This is a genomic window from Psychrobacter arcticus 273-4 (assembly GCF_000012305.1).
Classification (GTDB): domain Bacteria; phylum Pseudomonadota; class Gammaproteobacteria; order Pseudomonadales; family Moraxellaceae; genus Psychrobacter; species Psychrobacter arcticus.
This window is the reverse complement of the sequence record NC_007204.1, coordinates 270425-292163: the sequence shown is the minus strand read 5'-3', so window position 1 is coordinate 292163 and position 21739 is coordinate 270425. Positions and strand designations below refer to the sequence as shown.

Here is a 21739-nt window from a genome sequence, read left to right as displayed (position 1 = left end):
ACATTACTATGACCTTTGTCGTTACAGATAACTGCATTCTTTGCAAATACACCGACTGTGTGGAAGTCTGTCCTGTGGACTGCTTTTATGAAGGACCGAATTTCCTCGTCATCGACCCTGATGAGTGCATCGACTGCGCCCTATGCGAGCCTGAATGCCCTGCCAATGCCATCTTTTCAGAAGACGAAGTACCCAAAGGGCAAGAGATGTTCACTCAACTAAACGAAGAGCTGGCGCAAAAATGGCCAAACATTACAGAGATGAAAGAGCAGATGCCAGAAGCCGCTAAGTGGGATGGCGTAGAAGGTAAAATTCAGTATTTAGAGAAGTAGGTAATAACGGATACTTTGGATACTATGTAGGCTGCGGCTTTTAGCCCAGCCTTTTTGTTTGTCCAAAAATTTTGAAGTGAGCAAATAGCGCAAATACATACTATTCAAGATCTGTTACGACTGTCCATGCGCATTGCAGCTCAAAACCTCCAACAGCATTTAAGCTCTTCTGATAATGGAGCGATATAAGATGACTATGACTAAACGCACTTACACGCCTATTGCCTCGACAGCTGCCAAATGCCATCTGCAGGGCTTATTAGACAGTATCAATAGGCCTGCCGAATATCGCACACATATGACAGTGCTTGGTGAACTGCTCGCCTCTTATACCGTTACCCTATTGCCTCATCAGTCCAATAAAGAGACGCTGATTATTTCAACTGCTGAAGATGCCGACTTCTTACAGCGCGGCGTAGCAAAAATTTTACATGACCAAAACATACCTACTAAGCTTGCTGTTTTTTGGAACCATCATTACCAGTTGCCTAATCGGACAAGTGTCGCGCCTATTGTTCATAAGTTTATCCAGTCAGGATATGAGACCGCTACCAATATCATCATAGTGAAGTCGGTTATGTCAGGCAGTTGTGTGGTACGTACCAATTTGATTGAGATGATAGATGATATGCCGAACGTAGAGAATATATTCATACTCGCGCCTGTCGCCCATCGATATTCAGAAGAAAAGCTAAAATCTGAGTTTCCAGCTACTATCTCAAATAAATTCAAATTTATCTGTTTTGCGATAGATGAACAGCGTAGCGAAGGTGGCGAAGTTATCCCCGGTATTGGTGGACAAGTCTATGAATTGCTAGGGCTTACCGATCAGCCTGTGCTAACCGCTTATATGCCTCAGGTAGTAGAGAAACTAGCCTTTGCCGATATTTAACCCTGTCTAAAGGGCAAGAGATGTTCACTCAACTAAACGAAGAGCTGGCGCAAAAATGGCCAAACATTACAGAGATGAAAGAGCAGATGCCAGAAGCCGCTAAGTGGGATGGCGTAGAAGGTAAGATTCAGTATTTAGAGAAGTAGGTAATAACTGACACTTTGGATACTATGTAGGCTGTGGCTTTTGTGTAGGCTGTGGCTTTAGCCCAGCATTGAACGATTTACGCAAATTCGCTGGGCTAAAGCCGCAGCCTACCTCCGCCCATCACCTCGTCTATACACTGATTGCCTTATGAGCCACTATATTCGTGACAAAACCCAAGGCGGTTGTTACTTTTTGACTTTTAATCTACTTGATAGAAAGTCGTCACTGTTATTGACTCATATTGACAAGTTTCGTGATGCCTACGCTAAAACCATTCAACACCACCAATTCAAATTAGACGCTATGGTTGTGCTTCCTGACCACGTCCATATAATGATTACTTTGCCACCAGACTCTGATAATTATGCTGTCATCGTCGCCAGTCTTAAAAGTCAATTCTCTAGGCAGATAAACAAAACTGAAATCATAACCTCGTCACGACAGGCAAAGAGAGAACGTGGCATTTGGCAGCGACGATTTTGGGAACATCGTATTCGAGATGACGCTGATTATCGGCAACATATGGATTATATTCATAATAATCCTGTTAAGCATGGCTACGTTACCAACCCTCAAGATTGGCAATATTCCACATTGCATACATTGATTAAAAAAGGCGTGTATCCCGCTGGTTGGGGAACGGATGAGAATGATAAAAGTATCAACATTCGATATGATAGTTAAGCTAATATATTCGCTTAACTTTATAGGCTTTGGGATTTGTAGGCTTTGGGATTTGTAGGCTGGGCATTTTGCCCAGCTCCAAACTTTGCAATATCATAATGCTGGGCTAAAGCCGCAGCCTACGCTTTCTTGCCCAGCTTACCTTTTTACCCAGCCTAGGCTTACTGGTTATTATCCAATCCTGTCTTTTTAGGATTTTCTAAACGCCATTTCTGAAAGCTTAAGTTAACTTCCTGTAAACCATCTTCACCTTTAACTGCCCTATCACTCAAATCTGTTACCAGCTGTTCGCAATATTGCGCATAGTTAAATATACACGCATTTTTATAAAGTTCTAATGCTCTATTCTTGTCATCTGCTAATAAATAAATATCTGCTGATCTAACTAATACCTTATAAGACAACGTATTGCTCAATACCTTACTGGTTAATTGAGCTTTATATTCAATATTATTAATGTCTTCCGACATCATGTGAAAAAATAATATATCATAAAATTGCTCAAAACCGATCACAGGTGTTAGGTTTAATAGTCGGTCTTCTTTTTCTTGATAGCTAAATGAAGGCTCAGCAATAGCGTAAAAAACTTTGCTATAAGCCCGATAGTTTATTTGATAAAAGACACTACCTAATGCTAAAACAATTGAAAGAAATAATAAACTATATTTTATGAGCTGCCCCATTTTAACTGATAGCTCAATTTTCTTATGATCTATAAAGCTTAATAAAACGACGAAAATAATTAGATATCTAGGTAGCCATAGCGGAAACTCAGAACTAGAGTAAGCGATAAAAATCGCTAATAACATGTAAACAGCAGCGTCTAAATTGGATAGTTTAAAATTAAAGTTTTTAACTAAGATATAAGCAAACGGAGATAAAGTAAGGAGTCCTATGATACCTGTCTCTGCTGCTATATTAGATATAAAGAAATGCGAATGACCATTAGCATAAAAAAATGATAACTGTTGGGCATGGTCTAATGATGCTTTCATTAGGTTACCCCAGCCTACTCCCGTCAACGGATTTTCTTGGAAGAAGAGCCATGCCTGCTGCTGCAGTATCCAGCGTGAGTCAAGCGCGGTATTAGATATACGTGCAGCACCACTGACTGCAGCACTGTTATTATATAAGAGCAAGTAACTACCTACACCATAGCCTAGCAATAACAACGTGGTACAGGCACTGGCTGTGATTACTTTAATCTTCACAGGTAGCTTAAATAGTAAGAAGTAACCCAATATAGCAATAACCATCAGTATCAAGCCTGTGCGACTCGCTGATAATCCCAAGCCAATTGCCAATAAAAAGCTTGGTAGGACTATTAAACTTGACTTAAAAACACCTTTACAAAGGCTCGATAGATATAATAGCCCACCGGTACTAAGCGCTAAAATAAATGCCGCTTGATTGGGCTGGCTGATATTAGCAGAGATACGCGCGCCTGCCGAATTTGGATAGAGCAAATACATAGGTAAGTCTAATCTCAGATATTGAGCTATCTGCGTCAAGGCAGTCAACACGCCTGCGCTCACCATCAGCCACATAAGTATTTGAAACAGTTTAGCCTTATTAGGAGCATTCGCTACACAGATACTGACTGCTACGCACGTCAGTAGAACTGAAAGATCAAAAATTAAGCCGCTTGGATAAGTAATCCGATTGATATAAGGCTGTACTGCAATTAACCCAAAGATAATAGCCCATGCTATCGTAGATAGACTTATGTGCTTGACATGACTTAGCGCATACCAATAAACCAACCCAGCTGCCACAAACATCATGGCAACCAAATCAGGATACATATCATTAGCTGATGGAAAGCGATGAAAAGTATTAAGCACTCCAACCAAATAACCAATACCGATCAGTACTATTAAGACAATATTAGGATCAACAAGCTGTTTATTTATTATTTTCATGAGTCAGTTACTACACTAAATAGAGATAGAATATTTTAGAAGCTGTAACTTGGTTGCAATTATAATAGCTTCTATTCATAGCAGCGCCATACTTTTGGCTTTTGTCTGTCAAAGTTGCAGCCTATGCACTTTTTAGCATAACCCTGCTGCAAAACAAGTGCCGCCTATTTCCCACGTCAAACTATTATTTACTACTGTCGGCTGTAGCGTATAGGTGGCACTATCCACATTAGCCTCGCCAGTTGCCGTTACCAATGCAGTCGTAGGCGTAATACTAATTGAGTTAACATTATTAGCTGCGGTAACTCCTGACGCATTAAGACTAACTTCCGCGATACTATCGCAATTAGTCAATACATATTTACCCCTGCCCTGAAAGCAGGTATCGATATTGGTTCTGACTGTGGTAGCCGCTAATACCACTTCGGTAAAACGTGCTTTTTTGGTGTAGGCTTGATAAGAAGGAATGGCAATCGCAGCCAAGATACCGATGATGGCGATGACAATCATGAGTTCTATTAAGGTAAAGCCCTGTTGCTTTAACATCAGACACCTCTTTATGAATTTCTGCAAATTCTGGACATAAAAATACCCTACTAACGACAGGGGTCAATAGGGTATCGTTTAGCTATGGAATTATGACTCAGTTTATAAGATTAGATTGCTTAGTCTTAGCCTATTAACATAGACCTGCTACGATACAAGTACTACCCGCTTCATCCCAAATTAATGTACCATTACTTGAAGTAGGTGTAAGAATGTAATTTTTGCCATCTACTGACGTAGCGTCACCAGTAGCCGTAACTACACCTGTACCTGTAGTAATAGCAACAGAAGCTACTTGATCACCTGCCTCAGCTTCAGCTTGGGTGCCACCGACTTTATCAAAATCATCACAGTTCGCTAAATCGCCTTCACCGCGCGTTTGATAGCAAATATCAATAGCACCTTTAACAGATGATGCGGCTAGCACTACTTCAGAAAAACGCGCTTTTTTGGTATAGGTTTGATAAGCAGGTAGTGCAATCGCCGCCAAGATACCGATGATGGCGATTACAATCATTAGTTCGATTAAGGTAAAACCTTTTTGAGCGTTCATAGACTTGTCCTTTATAGATAGTATGAGGATAAAAATACGATATATATTAACTTTATTTATGGTGTTGGTACTGCTCTACTTATAGTGTTGGTACTACTCTTGTCATAATTGTTACAGATAGCCTGCCAATTTATTGCGATTCATTATCTTATTCTAATTATAACTATATTTAAAGCCTTTTATGTAACGTGTACCTAATTTTCGCTGACACTTAATTTTAGGGGTGTGCCTTAGTATGGCTTATTAACTAAAAATTGTCAGGTTAAATACTGGTTAAGCAAAATACGTAGGTCATACTGAGCTATTTTATCAGTCGCTCACATCATGACTGTTTCTTATATCAATTGTTCCAATCATCCCCTGTGCCGCACGTGCTGACGCTATTGACTATTCGACATTTCACGCCTTGATAATTGAGAGTGAGATTCCCATCACCGTTCATCTGTGTACTTGACTTGGGTTCTGCAGTGATTGTCCATGTGTTGGTAAGTGGGCTGGGCGCTGCTGCGACCGTATATAGTGCAGTGCCTTGTCTGGGATAGTTACCAGTGAGATCCGTTGTGACGACATTAGCGAAACTACCTTGCGCCAGTTTACGACTCTGAATCTCGGCAGCGATATTGTGCATCTCACTCATCATGTCTGTGCGTTTGGTCTTGATGATATAACGCTGATAACTGGGATAAGCGATAGCAGCCAGTATCCCAATGATGGCGACCACGATCATGAGCTCAATTAAAGTAAAGCCGTTTGGTTTTTGGTTGATAGTATTTATCATTACCACTCCTCTTGGCCGCTGCCGCAATCAGTGGCGGCAAGGGTGACGGCGGTTTTGTTTTGACAATGCAGACCTCTGCTAGCCAGTACGATATGATTCGCGTTTGCTGTGATACCAGTAGTATTGGGTGTCGCGAGCATTTTCCATGAGCGTCCGGTGATGCTATCGACAGTGGTAGTGGTACTTGAAGCAGACGGTGCTAGGCTCTTGGCGGTATTAGTGCCATCTACTAAGGTAATCTTATAGCGATAGTTGGTAGCAGTACTGCCATTAGGGACATAGATGGTTTTGTTGGTTGGTGAGTCATCGTAAGCATAAGTTGTTGTAGTCGTGCCACTTACTGTCGTTAATTTTTGTGGTTTGAAACCTTGATAAGTAAGCGCCCGTGCCCGCCAGCGCTCAAGCTCGACCTGTAGCTGTAGCATTTTGGCTTGCGCTTCACGCTCAGCATTCATGATCGCATAGCGGCGGTAACTGGGAATGGCGATAGCCGCCAGTATACCGATGATCATCACAATCACCATCATCTCTAAGAGCGTGAAGCCGCGGACACTGTTAGCATCTGATGCACTTTTTATTTTGCTCATATGCGGCATCCTATTGTGAAGTGATTGTTTCAGTATCGCTAAAATTTTATTGCGCGCGCTCATACCATGCTCTGGGCTGTAGCGTATAGCGCTCGTTGAACAGATATTCAGGTGCGCTGCCATCACCGATACTATTAGTATCACCTTGGGTAGGTTTTCCTTGATCTGCATAGACAATACCTTTGATATTGCTACCGTCTTTATTAGGATCAATACCGTAGCCAGAGCGTGTAGTGGCATTAATACGATCAGTGATGGTGGTCGTACCGATAAGCACCCTTAAGTTGGTGTTATTTTTATTATAAGCGCCTAAGGTCAGCTCTTTAATCCCTTCACCAGCAGGGATATAACCCCCTGTACCTGATACTGAGTTAGCATCCATGCAGATACCATATGGGAGACAATAAAGCTGTCGTTCTGAGCCACCGGAAATCCGAGCCGTACAGTTATTTACCTCATAATACTGTTTGTCAGGATTATAAACCGTGGTATATAGTAGGTCATTGATCACCACACTATCACCAATGCCCTTGTTGTATCTGACATTATTAAAGCCATCGAAGCGCGTCAATGGATAGTACCAGCCTTGCTTAGTGCCGGCGATCATCTCTGCTTTAGCAGTTTTCTTTATAGCTTCTGTTGGCGTTGCACCAAGGGTAGTCGCTAAGTTGACCAGATTGCTTTCTGTTAAGTTTGTAACGTTTAGCGTTGGCGTAGCATCATATAGGCTGGCTTTAGTCACATCACTATCAATAATGCCATAAACGCGGTTGGCATAGGTATTGCCATCACGTAAAGTCGATAGCGGTACACTACGGTTACCCGATATGACATTGACCAAAGCAAATATTTTACCATTGTTAGGACCACCCTCATTACGGTAGAAGCTCACAACCGGGCGCTCGTAAAAGCGATAAGTGTATTTGCTGTCAGCAGCAGCACTAGGCGTAGTATTGAGTATCCGTATGACGCGCTTACTTGAAAAGCCAGTTACCTCACTAAAACCAAACTTGGCAGGACGGGCGTTTTCAAAATCAGCGCGGAAGACTTGCCCGCCGAGATCAGCGGCGTAGAGATGATCCATCAGACCATCATTGTCACGATCAAGGACGGTGATACCGCCGACTATGCTGTGAATCATATTACTATTGTTAGTCAAGTTATAGCTAGTCGACCATATCAGCGCCCCTGTTTTGGCATTGATGATATAGATGGCATTACCTTTAGCTGGCGCTGCCGCGGTAGCTGGCGCTGTGGCGGTGGCTGGCGCTGCGGCGGTGGCCACATACTCATCATCTTCATAAGCCATATCATAGCCGCCACCAAATACCAGTACATCAACTGGATCGGCGTCTTTAGTCATACGAATTTTAGCCGCAGTTGGCTTGCTCCAAATTTGACCCATTCGACTAAAACCTATGGTCGCTGGAGTAATCGTAAACAATATTTTGGGTGCAGTTTTGTCAGTGATATTCATACCATAAAAAGCTGATCCGCCCATACGCAGACCACCATAAGCAAACATACCTTTGCTATTTGCGGTATCCAATGTAGCCTTTTTGGCAGCTAGATCATAGGTATAATCAGTGGTCACCAACCATGGGGCGTCGACACCGAAGTAGGGCTGACCAATTTGATTTTTCTTTGAACCATTAACCAGAGCCTCTGGCTGTGCCGCTAACATAGCTTTGGGGACAATAGCAAACTCTTCCTTGCCATCATCAGCATCGACCAGATGCAAGGCGCCATCCATCGAGCCAAATAATGCGTAGTCATCACGAGGATCGATAATACTACCATTGTCATTCAACGTTGAGCTATAGGAGATTGCCGTAGGTTTGGAGTGGACGACGCCGCCTAAGACTCTGGTTATCTGAACGGGTTGAGTCAGTGTTAAACTTTCAACTGCTGTTCTGGATGTTGCCAATCCATTAATGTTGATCAAGTTATCAAAGCCTAAGAAGCTCAGCAAACGGCGTTTGTTTAATTCGTTGTCCTTGGTATACAAAGAATCTACCAAACTACTAAAGCCCACCGGTTTACCAGAGGCGTTCACACTTAGCTTACGTAGAATTGGCTTGCTATCCGTCGCCGAGGTGACGTCTTCAACATACAGGGTACGTACGCTGGCTAGACCTGACATTGGGGTACGCAATTGCGCATAAACGCCGCCTGCCTCTATACTACTATTGTCAACCGTTGTAGTACCTACTGGGGTAAAGTCAGTCAACTGCCAGAGGTCTTGAGTGGTCTCATTCAGTTGCCCTGCAGCATTTTTGTAGAGTAGCTGATCGCTTTTGCCATATAAGGTTCCAGCATCCAAATGGTATTTCTTTAGGTTGCCCTTCCAGATACTGGCTGATGAAGCAATGTCAGGACTTAGCATCGGCAGGTACGCATAGGGCAGCTGATTTGACGCGCGATAAGGATCATCAGGAATGCTAATTGTTCCGGATGGTGATGTAGTAATTACCTGTGTCAAGGTCGACGCAAAATCCACTATGCTATTTTCAATGATTTTAGAGCTCTTCAGCTCTTCGGTAGTGACATTAGACTTACCTTGCTCTCCTGCAATGTAATAAAAACCGCCATTACCAAATACACTGGTATTAGTAGATAACTCGTTATCACCATAGCGTTGACCTAGCTTACACAGATTGCGAGCATCATCGGTTACCTCGGTTGCCGCGCCTTGTGAACAATCTACAGCTTCTACTTGCTTACCACCAACCGTTATCTTACGGGTAGTGGTTAACCCTTTAAAGTTATCTCCAAAGCCTGCCGTTGCGGTCTTGATGGGGAGCAGACGTGGGTTGGTAGGGTCTCGTAGTTTTTGAGTATACTCAGCCATACAGCCCCATGTACCATCACCAGTACCAGTACCACCTGATAGTCCGTTACAGCTATTGACAGACAATGAGCTGCCCTGTAAAGATTTATTCATCAAGCCTTGTGCTATCTCAACTGATGAGCCGCTCGGGACACCATCGGTCAATAGATAGATACCGTTACCGCTACATTGTTTGAGCTCTAAGGGTGAAATATATGAGGCACTATTCTTTGAAGTGCTAACAGATTCATCAAAGCCGCTGTGAACAGCATAATTATCTGTTTTAGTGGTGGTGCCCATCATATAAGCGCCAGCCTCAGCCAACCCATGTGCTGTCGGTTTGCCATCGCCAGATGCTACACTTAAGCCTGCGATTACTTTGATTATTTCTATACGCCTATCTGGTGTTAACTGACCTAATGGCGCTACAATCTTGGCCTTTGTGCCATTATAGCCAAATATACCAACTCCGATCGCATATTCGTTCGGTATTGAGCCTATACCTGTTCTGAATTCATTACCCGTTTTGTTCCGTACTTGGTCAGCTAATAATTCTATCAGCGCCATTTGTAGACGTGACAATCTATCAAACTCTTTAGGATTCGATGTTCCTCCTCCCTGCGTAGTCTCACAGCCCTTGGGCGTAAAATAAACCTCTACATTTCCAACAATCGCGAAGATACTCTCATCTTCTCGAGGACCATAGCTCTTTCCTACACCTTCATCGCATGGGTGACCATAATCTGCTAGGATACTTGACTGCCTCATACTTGCTGAGACATCAATCATCATAAAGATACTAGCACCAGTACCTTTTGCAGACTGGTAAATTTCCAAGTCACCAATAGGCAATCTTTCGACACTACCCGCCGTTTGCGAGACCATAGCAGTCAAACTGAGGAGCACAGCAATTGTTAAGGATTTGGTAGGCCATGGTTGTCTGGCTGAGTTTTTGTTATAGAGGTATTTCATGATCTGATCCTTTGGATTGTCATCAGGACGATTAACCAACCGACCATGCTATTTTAAGCCTTTATTAAAACCAGTGTGATTAACTTGATGGTAACGTACATAGCTTGCCAGTACCTTTACCAAAATCGACACACTTGGTCCGTAGTGATTGATTCTCCACGTTCACTTGTTCATAAACAACCGTGCTTGGGACCCCAGCCTCTGCCATACAGCCACCGATAGTCTTTTTACTATCAGTCACAGTATGTAGCCTACTGGTTTGCTCAAAGCAATTGTCGCTACCTACTGTTGCATCTGCATAAGCGGGCAGTACCGCGGTACTATGAATGTCAAACATAAAAGCTTGGCTAGCGATTTCACCACTGTCTTGCCCAATGGTATAACTACTGAACGCCTCATTACTGAAATTAGGCGGGGTCAGTGAGACACTGACTTGGGTCATACTGGCATTACGACTGCTAACATAATCTGCGGACTGAGTAGGATTACAGTAACCGGAGTTGGCACCAAATACGGTACCGCTCGGCGTCAGGATTGAGGCTTTATTGATATCAAAAAACCGTCCGCGCGGACGAAAACAAAATACGTATTCATGGTCAACACTCCCCCTTTTATTGAGCATAAAATATCCAAACGGTCCCGTACGTGACGTCATATCGTTGTAAATATCTGTATTGCTATTACCGTTGATGCTCTGTTCAATGTTTTGGTTGGCATTATCCGCTGACTGTAGCAATAAAGCATTGATTTGATCACTGGTCGACAACTTTAGATCAGTGGTGCTCTGTCTGACTGCAATAGAACCTGCCATAATGATCAAAACCAAAAATAATAACACCACGATCAACACGGCCCCTTGTTGACTTTTAGGGTACTGAGACTGCTGAATATGAGACATATAACCCTCTCTTATGGTGCTGTTGCAACGGCAATCACTGACATGACACGGGCATTCCGTAGTAGCACAGTTGATTCATAGGCGCGGCGGTAGAACTTTTTACGGCTGCTGTCTGTTTTTAATGTCTGGGTAGTACCAAGTACAGTAAACGTCTCTTTGTCAGCCTCTGCTATGAGTGGTGTCGTACTACGAACAATAACACCAACCTTAACAGTCGTTATCGCTGGTTTGTCGGTGAGCTCTAAATAAGTTTTAGCGGGGAGATACGTGAGATTATTGACATCAGCCTGAGCGCCTAACAATACCTGAAACTGATCAACGGCTTGGATAATAACCTCACCGTTGTCACCAAAGTTAGTGACCGCACCAGCGTCAGTAGCACGACCAGCATCACAAGCTAATGCCAAGTCTGGTACTGTCGTAGATATAGCACGTACGAAATAGCGCTCAATGACCCAATTAGTATCATTTACTGGAATTACTGTTCCTTCACAGTCGTACAGGATGTTAGGGGTAATATTCTTATATTGTATGGTGAGCTGGTCGCTTGCTACATTTGTTATATTGGATATGCCAGTCCATCCTGTAGAACCCATACTATTAGTAAGCAATGTGGTAGCTGTTCCATTGGTAGTTCCCAGATTCGTTGGAGTCAACACGACTCCGCCATGATCTGTGGTATCTGTAATATTGCTAATAGGATTACCCAAGTTGGCAATCCTAATATGATCATTCAAAGACTGTAGCGCAAATATGGTACTGTCTTGTACTTCTGAGGCACTCTGCTGTACTGTCAAGGTTCGAGTGTTAATAAAGTAAACTTGCATGACTGCGGCAGATATTAGCAAACCCAAGACTAGTGAAATCATCAGCTCAATGAGGGTAAAGCCTGCCATTGCACTTACTTTATTATAAGGGTTCATTAGTAAGCCTCCGATATCAAGCAATGGCTGCCCGTTTTATAAACGCCATCACTATTGGCACAAGCCTTAGTATCGTCATTATTCATCATTGCTTTGGTGTCATTCCATGCTGTGATGACACACATTTGGGTCTGAATAGACTGCGTGGTTGTCCCTGGGCAGGTGACAATAGCCATCTTAATATCTTCGTCAGCGGCCATTTTTTTGACCATCAAGGCATCACGAGCAGCAAGCTGGTTGATATTGCATAATTTATTTGGAATTTTTTTACCATTAGCATCATTTGTGGTGCCTGTTGACAAGCAGTTATCCGTACCGCTACGGCTAATGGTTTTAGTATCAACCGTGATATTATCTGTTGCCGTACTAGTAATAATAGCTTGTATAGTGGGTATAGCAAGTGCAGTATTCGGAGACACACTTGTGAAAACAGAACCGCTACCAGTGACATAAGCCTCAGGATAAGCCCGCATAACCTCAGTCAGATTGCGCACAACAGTTAATGATTTGGTACGTACCAAACTTTCATCCGTGGCACTGATGGCTCGCATTTGTAGCGCACTAAAACCTAATACGGCAATTGACAGGAGCAATAAAGCAACCATCACTTCAATGAGACCGACACCGCGCTGGGAGTTTGAGCCATTCATCAACAGGTTACTCCCATCTGGTTGGTAATATTAGCAACCCTACTGACCACGATTTGTCGTGGATTAGCTGCCGTATTCGTATCACAAATTGTATAAGTGATGGTAGCGGTCACTCGTTTGCTGGGCTCGAAAGTGACAGTCGCAGTCGCTGGGCTTGATGTAAGTGTACTACTAGCATTGTAGTTATAACTGGCAATGGTACTCGCATTTGTATCCGAACCTGTGAGTATGATAACTTTCGGATTGCTCATATTATTGTAGCTCACAGTCACTTTTTGACGGCGAATAATACTCTCAGCCTTAGCCTCTTTTAAGGCGTTTTCTAGCGTCGCAGTCGTCGACTTAACCCTTTGATTGGCAAGCTGAGTGCTGATACTAGGTGCAGCAATACTCACAATAATAGCGAGCACAGCTATCGTGACCATCAGCTCAATCAGAGTAAACCCTGAGCTGCTCATGCGCAATTTCTGTGATCGATAGTTAGCCGATACGTTCACGTCAAATCCCTATATAGCTGCTGGCATATTCAATCAGGACTGGCTTTACAGTCGTAATGAATAGCTAATATTTAAACATACTTTAATATAATATATTCAACTATAGCCATGCCGTTTTTTTTCCATAAAGCAAGTCATCTAGTAAGTCATCTAGTAAGCTCTTACTCTTTATTTTCTATCTACACGACAAGCTATAGTCGGTGAAAAGTAATATCGATACAACACAACACGTACTACTGGTGCAAATTTTTCTTGCTTGCTGTGCCTACGCAGACAGAGGTTGCAAAAAATTTACACCAGCAATACTGTAGCGACTTTAAAGTATTTCAACTATATCTACTGATCGTTAGATGTCTATTTAATATAACGTGATGGTAACATATTGGCAACACAATAGTATTTGCCAATAAGCCATGTGAGCAACTATGACTGGCTGCCATGTGCTAATACATAGGCATACAGATGGCATTTATTATTGGCGTTATGGGTTGTTGCAGGGTAAATTGACAGGGTGCGAGCTAAAGCTTGTAGACTTGCCCCCGTAGTTGCCACATCATCAAATAAGATCAGGCGTTTAACGGGAGAAGGCTCAATTAAAATAAAGGCATTGTTTAAATTGCTTAAGCGTTCGGCACGTGTCAGTCCTTGCTGACTGAGCGTATTATCAATACGCTTAATACCTTGCCATAAAGGAATATCCCAGTGCTTAGATAAATGTGCAGCCAAGATACTGACAGGATCAAAGCCACGTTTGATGAGACGCTCATCAGTCGTTGGCATAGCGACAATCACGCTATTATCCTGATGGCAACCATGAGGACGTGGTAGCTGGCGTAACGCATGTAACAATAACGGCAGCTTGGTCATATCCTCATGATGCTTAAAGGCTCTAATAGCTTGGCGCATGGGATAGTCATAATAGGTCGCCGCTTGTATGGGCAGCGTGGTGTCAGCAGCAATATCAACCTGAAAAGGCGTGGGTAACCACGAAATACTGCTATGGCAGCTGGTGCATAACAGTCCGCTGCTACAACGGCTATGGAATTGCTTTCGTATATTAGTAAAGAAAGAATGATTATTTGATAAAGAGTGCGATGTGTTTTCGGCTAATAAGCTGTTTTGACTGAATAATGAATGGTTTGATAAAGAAAGGTTTTGTAAAAGCTGTGATTGCGGGGTACTACGATAAACGCGGCATAGCTGACAGCGTATACTAAGATACTCTGCCAGCCATAGTCCGCTTTGATAAGATGCTAAAGCGGGCATAAATCGTGATAAGTATTGACCACTCGCAAACTAAAACCCTTTCCAATCGTTCAGCACGATACCAACACCGACCGCTGTATTCTCATAATTGTAGTCAATAAGGGACTCGCCATAACCTTGAAACAGCTGTACATAGCCATTAACGCTTTTTGTTAACGGATAGACGTAGTCAATTTGCGCGGATCCTTTATTGGTGCCTGGATGGTAGCGCAACGTACCGCTTAGGCTTTGTTGATTTGGTAAATCATACAAGAATTTGATATCACCGTAACTCATAAAATCTTCGATATCTGGGTTGTCGTCGTTACTGCTGCCACCATCTACTCGTGCCCATACGCGCGGTACAATCGAGAACTTACCCCATTCAGCACCGCCCATCAAATAAATACGGTTCCATGAGCGTGACAGCGGCTCAGACCGGCCATTGGAATGATGCACCGCCCCTACCCCTAACATCCGCAAACGTCCACCAAAAGGTAGATTGGCGGTAACCGGTTGGGTCAAAAAGACCTCTGGCTGATAGTCAGTGGCGCGAAACGGTCTTGAATTGTCTTCGTTGTATACCTGCCAGTGCGATTGCTGAGTATAGCCAAACCACAAATCAGCATTGGTATCAAAGAGATCTTCAGCAACTTTGCTCTTTAGCGACAGTTGAAATTTTAGCTCAGCTTGACGTACATTATTAGACGTAAAGTTGGCTTGCTCTTGGTCTTGTGACGGTGTATTTGGACTTAGATTGGGATCAGCGGTATAGAATAATGGCAACACGTAATTTGGGTTATGAGGTCTTATGTTCCAGGTACCACGCTCACTGTTTTTATCAAGATCATACGCCAAGCTTAACGGCGTATATTTTTCAATATCCGCTTGAGTCACCCCAACACTTTCTAATACCTCCGCTTCTTTTTGCGTCAGCCCAACCGTATCTAAACGTTCAGTCTCAGCAGGCGGTTTTGTCTCGATATCTTGTGGATAATTACTCGAAACCTTTTTAGCGATGACATTGCCATTGGCAGTAATGGTACTGGTTTCTTCAGCCAGTATGATCTGCGGGTTACCTGACAGCGTACTGATAACCGTCTTTGCCAAATCTACTGGCTGTTTACTTGTGACATAACTTGGCGTCTTGCCTTGTTCTGCAACCTTATCAAAGCATGCCAAACGGGCGGAACTGGTCTGTACTTGGGTACATTCAAAAAACAATGCAGCCTGTTGAGCGACAAACTCTTCGCTCAACAGGCTGCCATTTTGTACAGCGATATTTGTACTTATGGGCTGCGAGCTCTTAGTTTGTGGCAACTCATTATAAGTCTGAGCTGTATCAGCAGCCTGCGCTTGTACGGTAAAGCAAGTAAGCGCTACGCCAACGGCGATATGTAGAGAGCACTTATTCGTTTGCAGCGTCATTTTTTTTGGCGCTTTAGAATGGCTTAAAGATGGGCGCTGCGAAGTAATATTGGAAAACATAAGTATCCTTTATTCAACTGATCATTACTGTCAATAGAATATATGAGGTAATCGATATAACCGTTAGCGACGGCGCTAAATTGGCATAAAAAATTATTATAACTTGGAGATAAAGGGTGGCTATGACGTTGAATAATACGCTTTTAGCAATGTTGCTTTATTGTAATGAAAATGTACACACTATACTAGCTTTATTGCTGCATCAGATGCCGCTAAATGACTATAAATAGCATAAAACCAAATACTTATAATGGGTGTAAAATAAAAAAGGAATCATTTAATAAGTGTCTTGCTAATCAAACTCTCAAAGTGAACTTGCTCTATTTAGCACGAAATACAACTGATCGATTGCTACACGCTTGCTGCTGAAACAAAGTCAAAAAAGCCAACGTACTGTGACAGTACGTTGGCTTTTTTATAGGAATCGTATGAAGACCTTTAAGAGGATAAAACAAATATTTCTGATATGACCATTATTTATTTAATGCCGTCAAAGTCTGCTCAAACTCTGCGCGACCAATCTCGCCCACTTGCTTCTGTAGCAATTCACCGTCTTGATAGTAGAGCAAAGTTGGCGGGCCAAACAGTTTATACCGCGCTAAAATCGCCTTGGAATCCGCTGTGGTTTCCGTAATATCAAGTCGTACCAATTGCCAGTCTTGCATTTGTGCGGGGCGATTGGTAAATAAATTCTTATCCATAATACGGCATTCAATACACCAATCAGCCGTCAAATCGACCAACACTTTAGGATTGGCAGCGGTGATAACGTCCAATTCTGCCAACGTAGTGATATGCTCATCTGACCTATTTGATGTACTGTTTTGAGCGCCAGCTTGACCATCAGCTGACTGCACTAGCATGGGAGCGGCGCTTAATGAAGCTAGCGGATGTAAGCTATCGTCATTACCCAATGCAGCGCCAATCACTAAAGTAGCGGCCCAAATACCGGCAATCAAACCGATGGCTTGCGACAGCATGCGACCTTTACCACGCCAGCTCCATGCCCATGTTGCCACAACCATGAACCATAATGCCCATACCAGCAGCATCACTGACGATATAAAGACACGCTCTATGAGTAGTAATGCCACGGCAAATAATAATAAGGCAAAACCTTGCTTGACCCAGTTCATCCACTCGCCCGCTTTTGGCATAATTTTGCCTTGGGTCGCACCAATCAAAATCAGCGGCGCTGACAAGCCAAAGCCTAGCATAAAGAGGGCAGCAAAGCCCAATAGCGGATTGCCAATCGTTGAGACGGCAAGCAATGCCCCAAATAATGGCGCCGACACACAGGGCGATACTACCAGCGCTGATAAAAATCCAGCGGCTAAACTACCACCAGCGCTACCAAGCTTACTATCCCCTGCTTGGCTTAAGCCCTGCATCTTACTACTGATAAAATGCGGCAGACGAATCGTAAACACTTCGAGCATGTAAAGGGCTAACAAAACAAATATCACCGCAAAACTGATGAGGATAATTGGATTTTGTAGCCAGCCTATAATACCGAGCGACTCACCAAATATGGCAATAACTGCACCGAGTATCCCGTAAGCAATCGAGACCCCTATTGCATAGCTAGTCGTTAAAATGACGCCTTTCTTGACCGTTGGATTTTTCTGACGGGCGACAATATTAGCGACGATAGGTAGCATAGGTAGTACGCACGGCGTAAGCGCTAAGCCAAGCCCTGCCAAAAATAACAACCCTAATGCCAACCAAGGATGCTTAGCTAAGCCAAACGGATCGCTATTAGTCAAATTATCGGCGGCAGCTAGCGTATCATTTGTCGTAGCAGCGCCAGAAATTGTATTGGCAGCACTAAGTTCATCTTCTAAAGAGCCGTCTTCTAACAAGGCATAATCAATCACCTCATCCTCTGACAACCCTTGCTCTGCTTCAGAAGCCATTGCTTCACCACTTTCTATCATTGTGGCATTTAGCGTCTCTGATATCGCGACTATATTGCTATTATTTACCGACTTTGTGTCAGCAGCAGTATCTTGATTAACAGCATCTTGATTAACAGCAGCTTGGGACGAGCTTGCAGCGATATTGACAGTGGTTTTTATTTTCTCAGGTGGGTAGCACAGTCCTGCTTTGGCACACCCTTGCCAACCAATCACGACCGCTGCATTATTGATACTTTTGTTACTACTCAGAGTAGTGGTCGCTACCATATTCGCTTGATCAAATACTGGCACTTTACCGAAAGTTGGATCATCAATTAAGACAGGCGTCTGACTAAAAGTAAACGGTGCGGCGGTAACGCCAGCAGGCAAAGTGAGTTTAAGCTGATTCTTATAGACATAATGTTCTGGAGTGATATCAAAATTAATCGATAGCTGGGTTCCAGCTTTGAGAGCTTTGCTGCTACTCGTGACTTGGAAGGCTTTATCCACTGACAGAAATTTTGACTGCCCAGCACTTTGGTTACTGCTAAAAAGATCGCCCAATCCTGCTGCCTGCGTCGTCATGGTCGTCGCAGTCAGTCCTGTAAGTAACGAGCTACTCGCAATAGTCAGTGCCAGTAAATAGGACTTTTTTGGCGACTTCTTTGGTGACTTATTGACAACTGATGGCAGAATATTTGATGACTGATTTTTTGTGGATACCGCTTTAAGTGACGAGATACTTTTTGCTATCTTAATGGACATAAAGGACTACCTGTTATAACGACTATATAAATCAACTTACTTGCGCTATCGATTAGTGACTAACGTTTGACTGCAATGTTTAGCGTGGTTTTGATCTTCTCTGGCGGATAGCACAGTCCAGCTTTAGCACAGCCTTGCCAGCCAATCATAACCGGCACATTCTTTGCCGCTTTACCATTTTTAGTCGTAAGCATAGTGGTTGCTACAATGGTTTTTTGAGTAAATACTACTACCTTACCAAAAGTTGGATCGTTAATGGAAACGGGCGATTCACTAAAAGTAAATGGCGCAGCACTAATACCTTTTGGGAAGCTCAAGGTCAGCTTATCTTTATACACGTAATGACCTGGTGTGATATTAAAGACGATTGATAGTTGGGTGCCTTTAGTCACTGCTTTGGTACGGCTAGTCACTTGAAATGCCTTATCAACTGGCAAAAATTTTGATTGCTGAGCGCTATTTTTGCTAAACAATTCCCCCAGACCTGCACCCTGAGTTGCAACAGACGTCATTGACAAAGCGGTCATCAAAGCAGTGGTTGCTATGGCGAGTAAATAAGGCTTTTTAGCTGATTGTTTATTCATGATAGTTGATTTCGATTTTGGTGTTTTGATAGACATATGATTACCTCGGATGGCTTTAAGAACAGCTGTTTTTTACAATCACTATTAAATAGTCAATCGGGCTATAGTCGGTCCTAAATAAAAGAAATACAAATGTTATAGAGTACTACTGGGGTTAATTTTTCTTGCTTGCTGTGCCTACGCAGACAGAGGCTGCGAATAATTAACCTCAGTAGTTCTGCACCCTTTTAAAAGTGGATTAACTATAATAATAAATAGTATGGTTAAGACTCCATTAATCTGGATTCATAGTTAGTAATATTCATAAAAAAATATCAACCAATAACGCCTTATTGGTTGATATATAGGTCTCATCAAAGAGGCTTTTAGCACCAAGGCATTTATCACAATAAACCATGGTTTTATATTTATTCAGCATTGACGGCAGATTGTGATTTGGGTCAATGTGTTATCCATAATGTATGATTGCTAACCTTTCAAAAATAGCATTTGACTGTTGCTTACTATAACGCCGCACTAGATTTGATGAAAGTAAAAGCGCTGGTCGGTCAACAATATACAACAGTAAGCAAAACTTAAGAAACGTATCGAAATGTAAAGTCTAAATCACCATAATCATAATCATAATCATTACTACCACGCCCATCAGTACCAGCATTAAAAGCTCAAGCAACGACAACCAGCTACTGATAAAATTGGTGGCTTCTGCCTCTTGCATATTGGCAGCACTGCTAAGCATATTTTCAAGCTCGCCTGAGTTTTCACCACTTTATTTGAAAAGCTATCGTTGAAATACTTTAAAGTCGCTACCGTATTGCTGGTGTAAATTTTTTGCAGCCTCTGTCTGCGTAGGCACAGCAAGCAAGCAAGCAAAATTTGCACCAGCAGTACGTGTTGTATCGATATTACTTTTCACCGACTATCGCTTATTTAAAGAATAAACGACTTAAAAAAGCGGCGTAGAATCATTAATATCAGGCATCAAACCTTGCAATAATAAAACATCTAAATGCTGTTGTTGTAGCTTTTTATCGAAATCATTGACTTCAGCTATCAGCATGCGCTCGATGCGCTTATCACTAGCAAAAACACTGAGACGTGCACAAATTACCGCCAACTGATATATGCGTTTTTTACAATAACCATCTAAACCTTGTAGCAACCTGACCATGTGCGGGGTTTCAAGGCTGGCATAATCATAATCGCTTACCACATCCTGACCAAGCGCTGTCACGCCATAGCTGATGGATAAATGGGCGCAAAAATAACAGCTGAACAAATAGCCAACCACATGTCCAATATAATAGCCACGATCGTAAGTAAAGCTACTGACACCAAAATGCCCAAGCACGTAGCTGTTAAGACTGCCTTGATCAAAAATAGGTTTATGATGCTTGAGCTTGCCAACGGTGGCAAAGCATAGTGGATTGTGTCCATCCTGCGTCGTCAGCTGCCAACCTGCTGGCTGCTGAGCTGGCATATGGCGTACAATATCTTCGATGATATCATCGACCACATGCAGCTGCTGCCATAAGCGCTCAATGGCATCCGTATCCATCAAACCGCGTTTATCAAGCTGCTGTGCAAGCAAATATTGCTGGTATTCGGCAAACTGTGTTTTGAGGGTTTGTACAAGGTAAGTCGGACGGATAGCAGCAGACGCCAAATATAATTGCTGCGTGCGCTGGTGCTGTGCTCGATAAAGCGCCACACGCTGAGTAGCAACACTACTGTCACTGGCAGAGGTCGTTGAGCTTTGGTTTATCAGAGTATGATTGGCAGTGTTTATATTAGCAGAGTTAGTCTCCGTCAAGCTGCCCTCAGCATTTGGTAAAACAAATAATGCCAATAATGCCGCTTTATCAAGCAGAGTAACCACACCTGCTTGTGCGCTATTTTCCTGCTGAAGATTTGAGTCGTGCTGATTACGGTTAGCTTTGACTCTGCTATAAGCCTTGTCTTTCTTATTAGCAGACGTAGAAGAATCTTGTAGATTACTTGATTTTACGCTTGGTTTTGCGGTCGGTTCAGTCATAAAACACCATCAGCTGCAAAAATAAACATCACCTAAGTCATGCTATATTACAGATAGACCGTAATATATAAGCATGAAATATAGGCCGCTAAGACACTGTCGCACCTAGGCGACTTATTACTTCATTGTCATTCCATAGTACCTGAACCTACGCTCATTGTCAGCTGCGCAAGATCGAAATACTAATGATGAAAAATGATTGTTATCAAATAGGTCAACGGCGGCATACCAACCACATCTTTGAAACGCTGCGCAAAACTCAATCGTGACATACCCAAATAAAACACAATCGTATCTTGTCTGGTCAGCGAATAAGATCAATTGCCCGTACCATTTAAACGATATAGTTGAAATACTTTAAAGTCGCTACAGTACTACTGGTGTAAATTTTTTGCAGCCTCTGTCTGCGTAGGCACAGCAAGCAAGAAAAATTTGCACCAGTAGTACGTGTTGTGTTGTATCGATATTACTTTTCACCGACTATAATGTGGGACAGACAAGAGAATATAAAAC

General features: G+C 42.7%; 19 protein-coding genes and 1 pseudogene. 4 read left to right on the top strand and 16 right to left on the bottom strand.

All coding sequences use genetic code 11. The annotated features are described in order from the left end of the window. The first annotated feature begins 8 nt into the window (after nucleotides 1-8). The 4 genes from fdxA to PSYC_RS01265 all read left to right on the top strand — a co-directional run bounded on the left by fdxA (nucleotide 9) and on the right by PSYC_RS01265 (nucleotide 2055). Nucleotides 9-332: a ferredoxin FdxA gene (gene fdxA, locus PSYC_RS01280; protein ID WP_011279554.1), complete on the top strand. Its 324-nt coding sequence runs from the start codon at nucleotides 9-11 to the stop codon at nucleotides 330-332. Between the two features lie 190 nt (nucleotides 333-522). Continuing rightward, nucleotides 523-1224 (top strand): hypothetical protein, encoded by a 702-nt coding sequence (locus PSYC_RS01275; protein ID WP_011279553.1) that lies wholly within the window; start codon nucleotides 523-525, stop codon nucleotides 1222-1224. Nucleotides 1225-1244: 20 nt separating this feature from the next. Then, the gene (locus tag PSYC_RS11750) at nucleotides 1245-1370 is read left to right on the top strand and encodes a DUF3470 domain-containing protein (RefSeq protein ID WP_021814480.1); all 126 of its coding nucleotides are present in this window, start codon (nucleotides 1245-1247) and stop codon (nucleotides 1368-1370) included. A 148-nt stretch (nucleotides 1371-1518) separates the two neighbouring features. Then, the gene (locus PSYC_RS01265; protein ID WP_011279552.1) at nucleotides 1519-2055 is read left to right on the top strand and encodes an REP-associated tyrosine transposase; all 537 of its coding nucleotides are present in this window, start codon (nucleotides 1519-1521) and stop codon (nucleotides 2053-2055) included. 161 nt (nucleotides 2056-2216) lie between these two features. Here the strand turns inward: PSYC_RS01265 and PSYC_RS01260 are convergent, their stop codons facing one another. The 16 genes and pseudogenes from PSYC_RS01260 to PSYC_RS01190 all read right to left on the bottom strand — a co-directional run bounded on the left by PSYC_RS01260 (nucleotide 2217) and on the right by PSYC_RS01190 (nucleotide 21226). Further along, a complete protein-coding gene (locus PSYC_RS01260; protein WP_011279551.1) occupies nucleotides 2217-3977 on the bottom strand; it encodes an O-antigen ligase family protein in 1761 nt (586 codons plus the stop codon). A gap of 132 nt (nucleotides 3978-4109) precedes the next feature. Next, nucleotides 4110-4523 (bottom strand): pilin, encoded by a 414-nt coding sequence (locus PSYC_RS01255; protein ID WP_011279550.1) that lies wholly within the window; start codon nucleotides 4521-4523, stop codon nucleotides 4110-4112. A gap of 133 nt (nucleotides 4524-4656) precedes the next feature. Then, entirely contained in the window at nucleotides 4657-5076 is a 420-nt protein-coding gene (locus PSYC_RS01250) for a pilin (RefSeq protein WP_011279549.1), read from the bottom strand. A 340-nt stretch (nucleotides 5077-5416) separates the two neighbouring features. Next, nucleotides 5417-5854 (bottom strand): type IV pilin protein, encoded by a 438-nt coding sequence (locus PSYC_RS01245; protein ID WP_011279548.1) that lies wholly within the window; start codon nucleotides 5852-5854, stop codon nucleotides 5417-5419. Further along, on the bottom strand, nucleotides 5854-6441 hold the full coding sequence (locus tag PSYC_RS11955) for a type IV pilin protein (protein WP_011279547.1): 588 nt from the start codon (nucleotides 6439-6441) through the stop codon (nucleotides 5854-5856). Before PSYC_RS11955 ends, PSYC_RS01245 begins: the two co-directional genes overlap by 1 nt. Before the next feature lie 46 nt (nucleotides 6442-6487). Continuing rightward, nucleotides 6488-10243 (bottom strand): PilC/PilY family type IV pilus protein, encoded by a 3756-nt coding sequence (locus PSYC_RS01235; RefSeq protein ID WP_011279546.1) that lies wholly within the window; start codon nucleotides 10241-10243, stop codon nucleotides 6488-6490. Between the two features lie 79 nt (nucleotides 10244-10322). Beyond that, a complete protein-coding gene (locus PSYC_RS01230) occupies nucleotides 10323-11141 on the bottom strand; it encodes a hypothetical protein (protein ID WP_011279545.1) in 819 nt (272 codons plus the stop codon). 11 nt (nucleotides 11142-11152) lie between these two features. Beyond that, nucleotides 11153-12064, bottom strand: a complete 912-nt coding sequence (locus tag PSYC_RS01225) for a PilW family protein (RefSeq protein ID WP_011279544.1) — start codon at nucleotides 12062-12064, stop codon at nucleotides 11153-11155. Continuing rightward, nucleotides 12064-12714: a type IV pilus modification protein PilV gene (pilV, locus tag PSYC_RS01220; RefSeq protein ID WP_011279543.1), complete on the bottom strand. Its 651-nt coding sequence runs from the start codon at nucleotides 12712-12714 to the stop codon at nucleotides 12064-12066. Before pilV ends, PSYC_RS01225 begins: the two co-directional genes overlap by 1 nt. Further along, complete coding sequence (locus PSYC_RS01215) at nucleotides 12714-13211, bottom strand: GspH/FimT family pseudopilin (RefSeq protein WP_227500341.1); 498 nt, start codon at nucleotides 13209-13211, stop codon at nucleotides 12714-12716. Before PSYC_RS01215 ends, pilV begins: the two co-directional genes overlap by 1 nt. 423 nt (nucleotides 13212-13634) lie before the next feature. Then, entirely contained in the window at nucleotides 13635-14477 is an 843-nt protein-coding gene (locus tag PSYC_RS01210) for a ComF family protein (RefSeq protein ID WP_011279541.1), read from the bottom strand. A gap of 30 nt (nucleotides 14478-14507) precedes the next feature. Then, nucleotides 14508-15944, bottom strand: a complete 1437-nt coding sequence (locus PSYC_RS01205) for a phospholipase A (RefSeq protein WP_011279540.1) — start codon at nucleotides 15942-15944, stop codon at nucleotides 14508-14510. Nucleotides 15945-16417: 473 nt separating this feature from the next. After that, nucleotides 16418-18607: a protein-disulfide reductase DsbD domain-containing protein gene (locus PSYC_RS01200; protein WP_041757441.1), complete on the bottom strand. Its 2190-nt coding sequence runs from the start codon at nucleotides 18605-18607 to the stop codon at nucleotides 16418-16420. A 59-nt stretch (nucleotides 18608-18666) separates the two neighbouring features. Next, nucleotides 18667-19227 (bottom strand): protein-disulfide reductase DsbD N-terminal domain-containing protein, encoded by a 561-nt coding sequence (locus tag PSYC_RS01195; RefSeq protein ID WP_041757439.1) that lies wholly within the window; start codon nucleotides 19225-19227, stop codon nucleotides 18667-18669. A gap of 565 nt (nucleotides 19228-19792) precedes the next feature. Further along, nucleotides 19793-19948 (bottom strand): annotated as a pseudogene (locus tag PSYC_RS11290) (type II secretion system F family protein); the annotation flags it as partial. A gap of 189 nt (nucleotides 19949-20137) precedes the next feature. Further along, the gene (locus PSYC_RS01190; RefSeq protein ID WP_011279539.1) at nucleotides 20138-21226 is read right to left on the bottom strand and encodes a hypothetical protein; all 1089 of its coding nucleotides are present in this window, start codon (nucleotides 21224-21226) and stop codon (nucleotides 20138-20140) included. Between the last annotated feature and the right edge of the window lie 513 nt (nucleotides 21227-21739).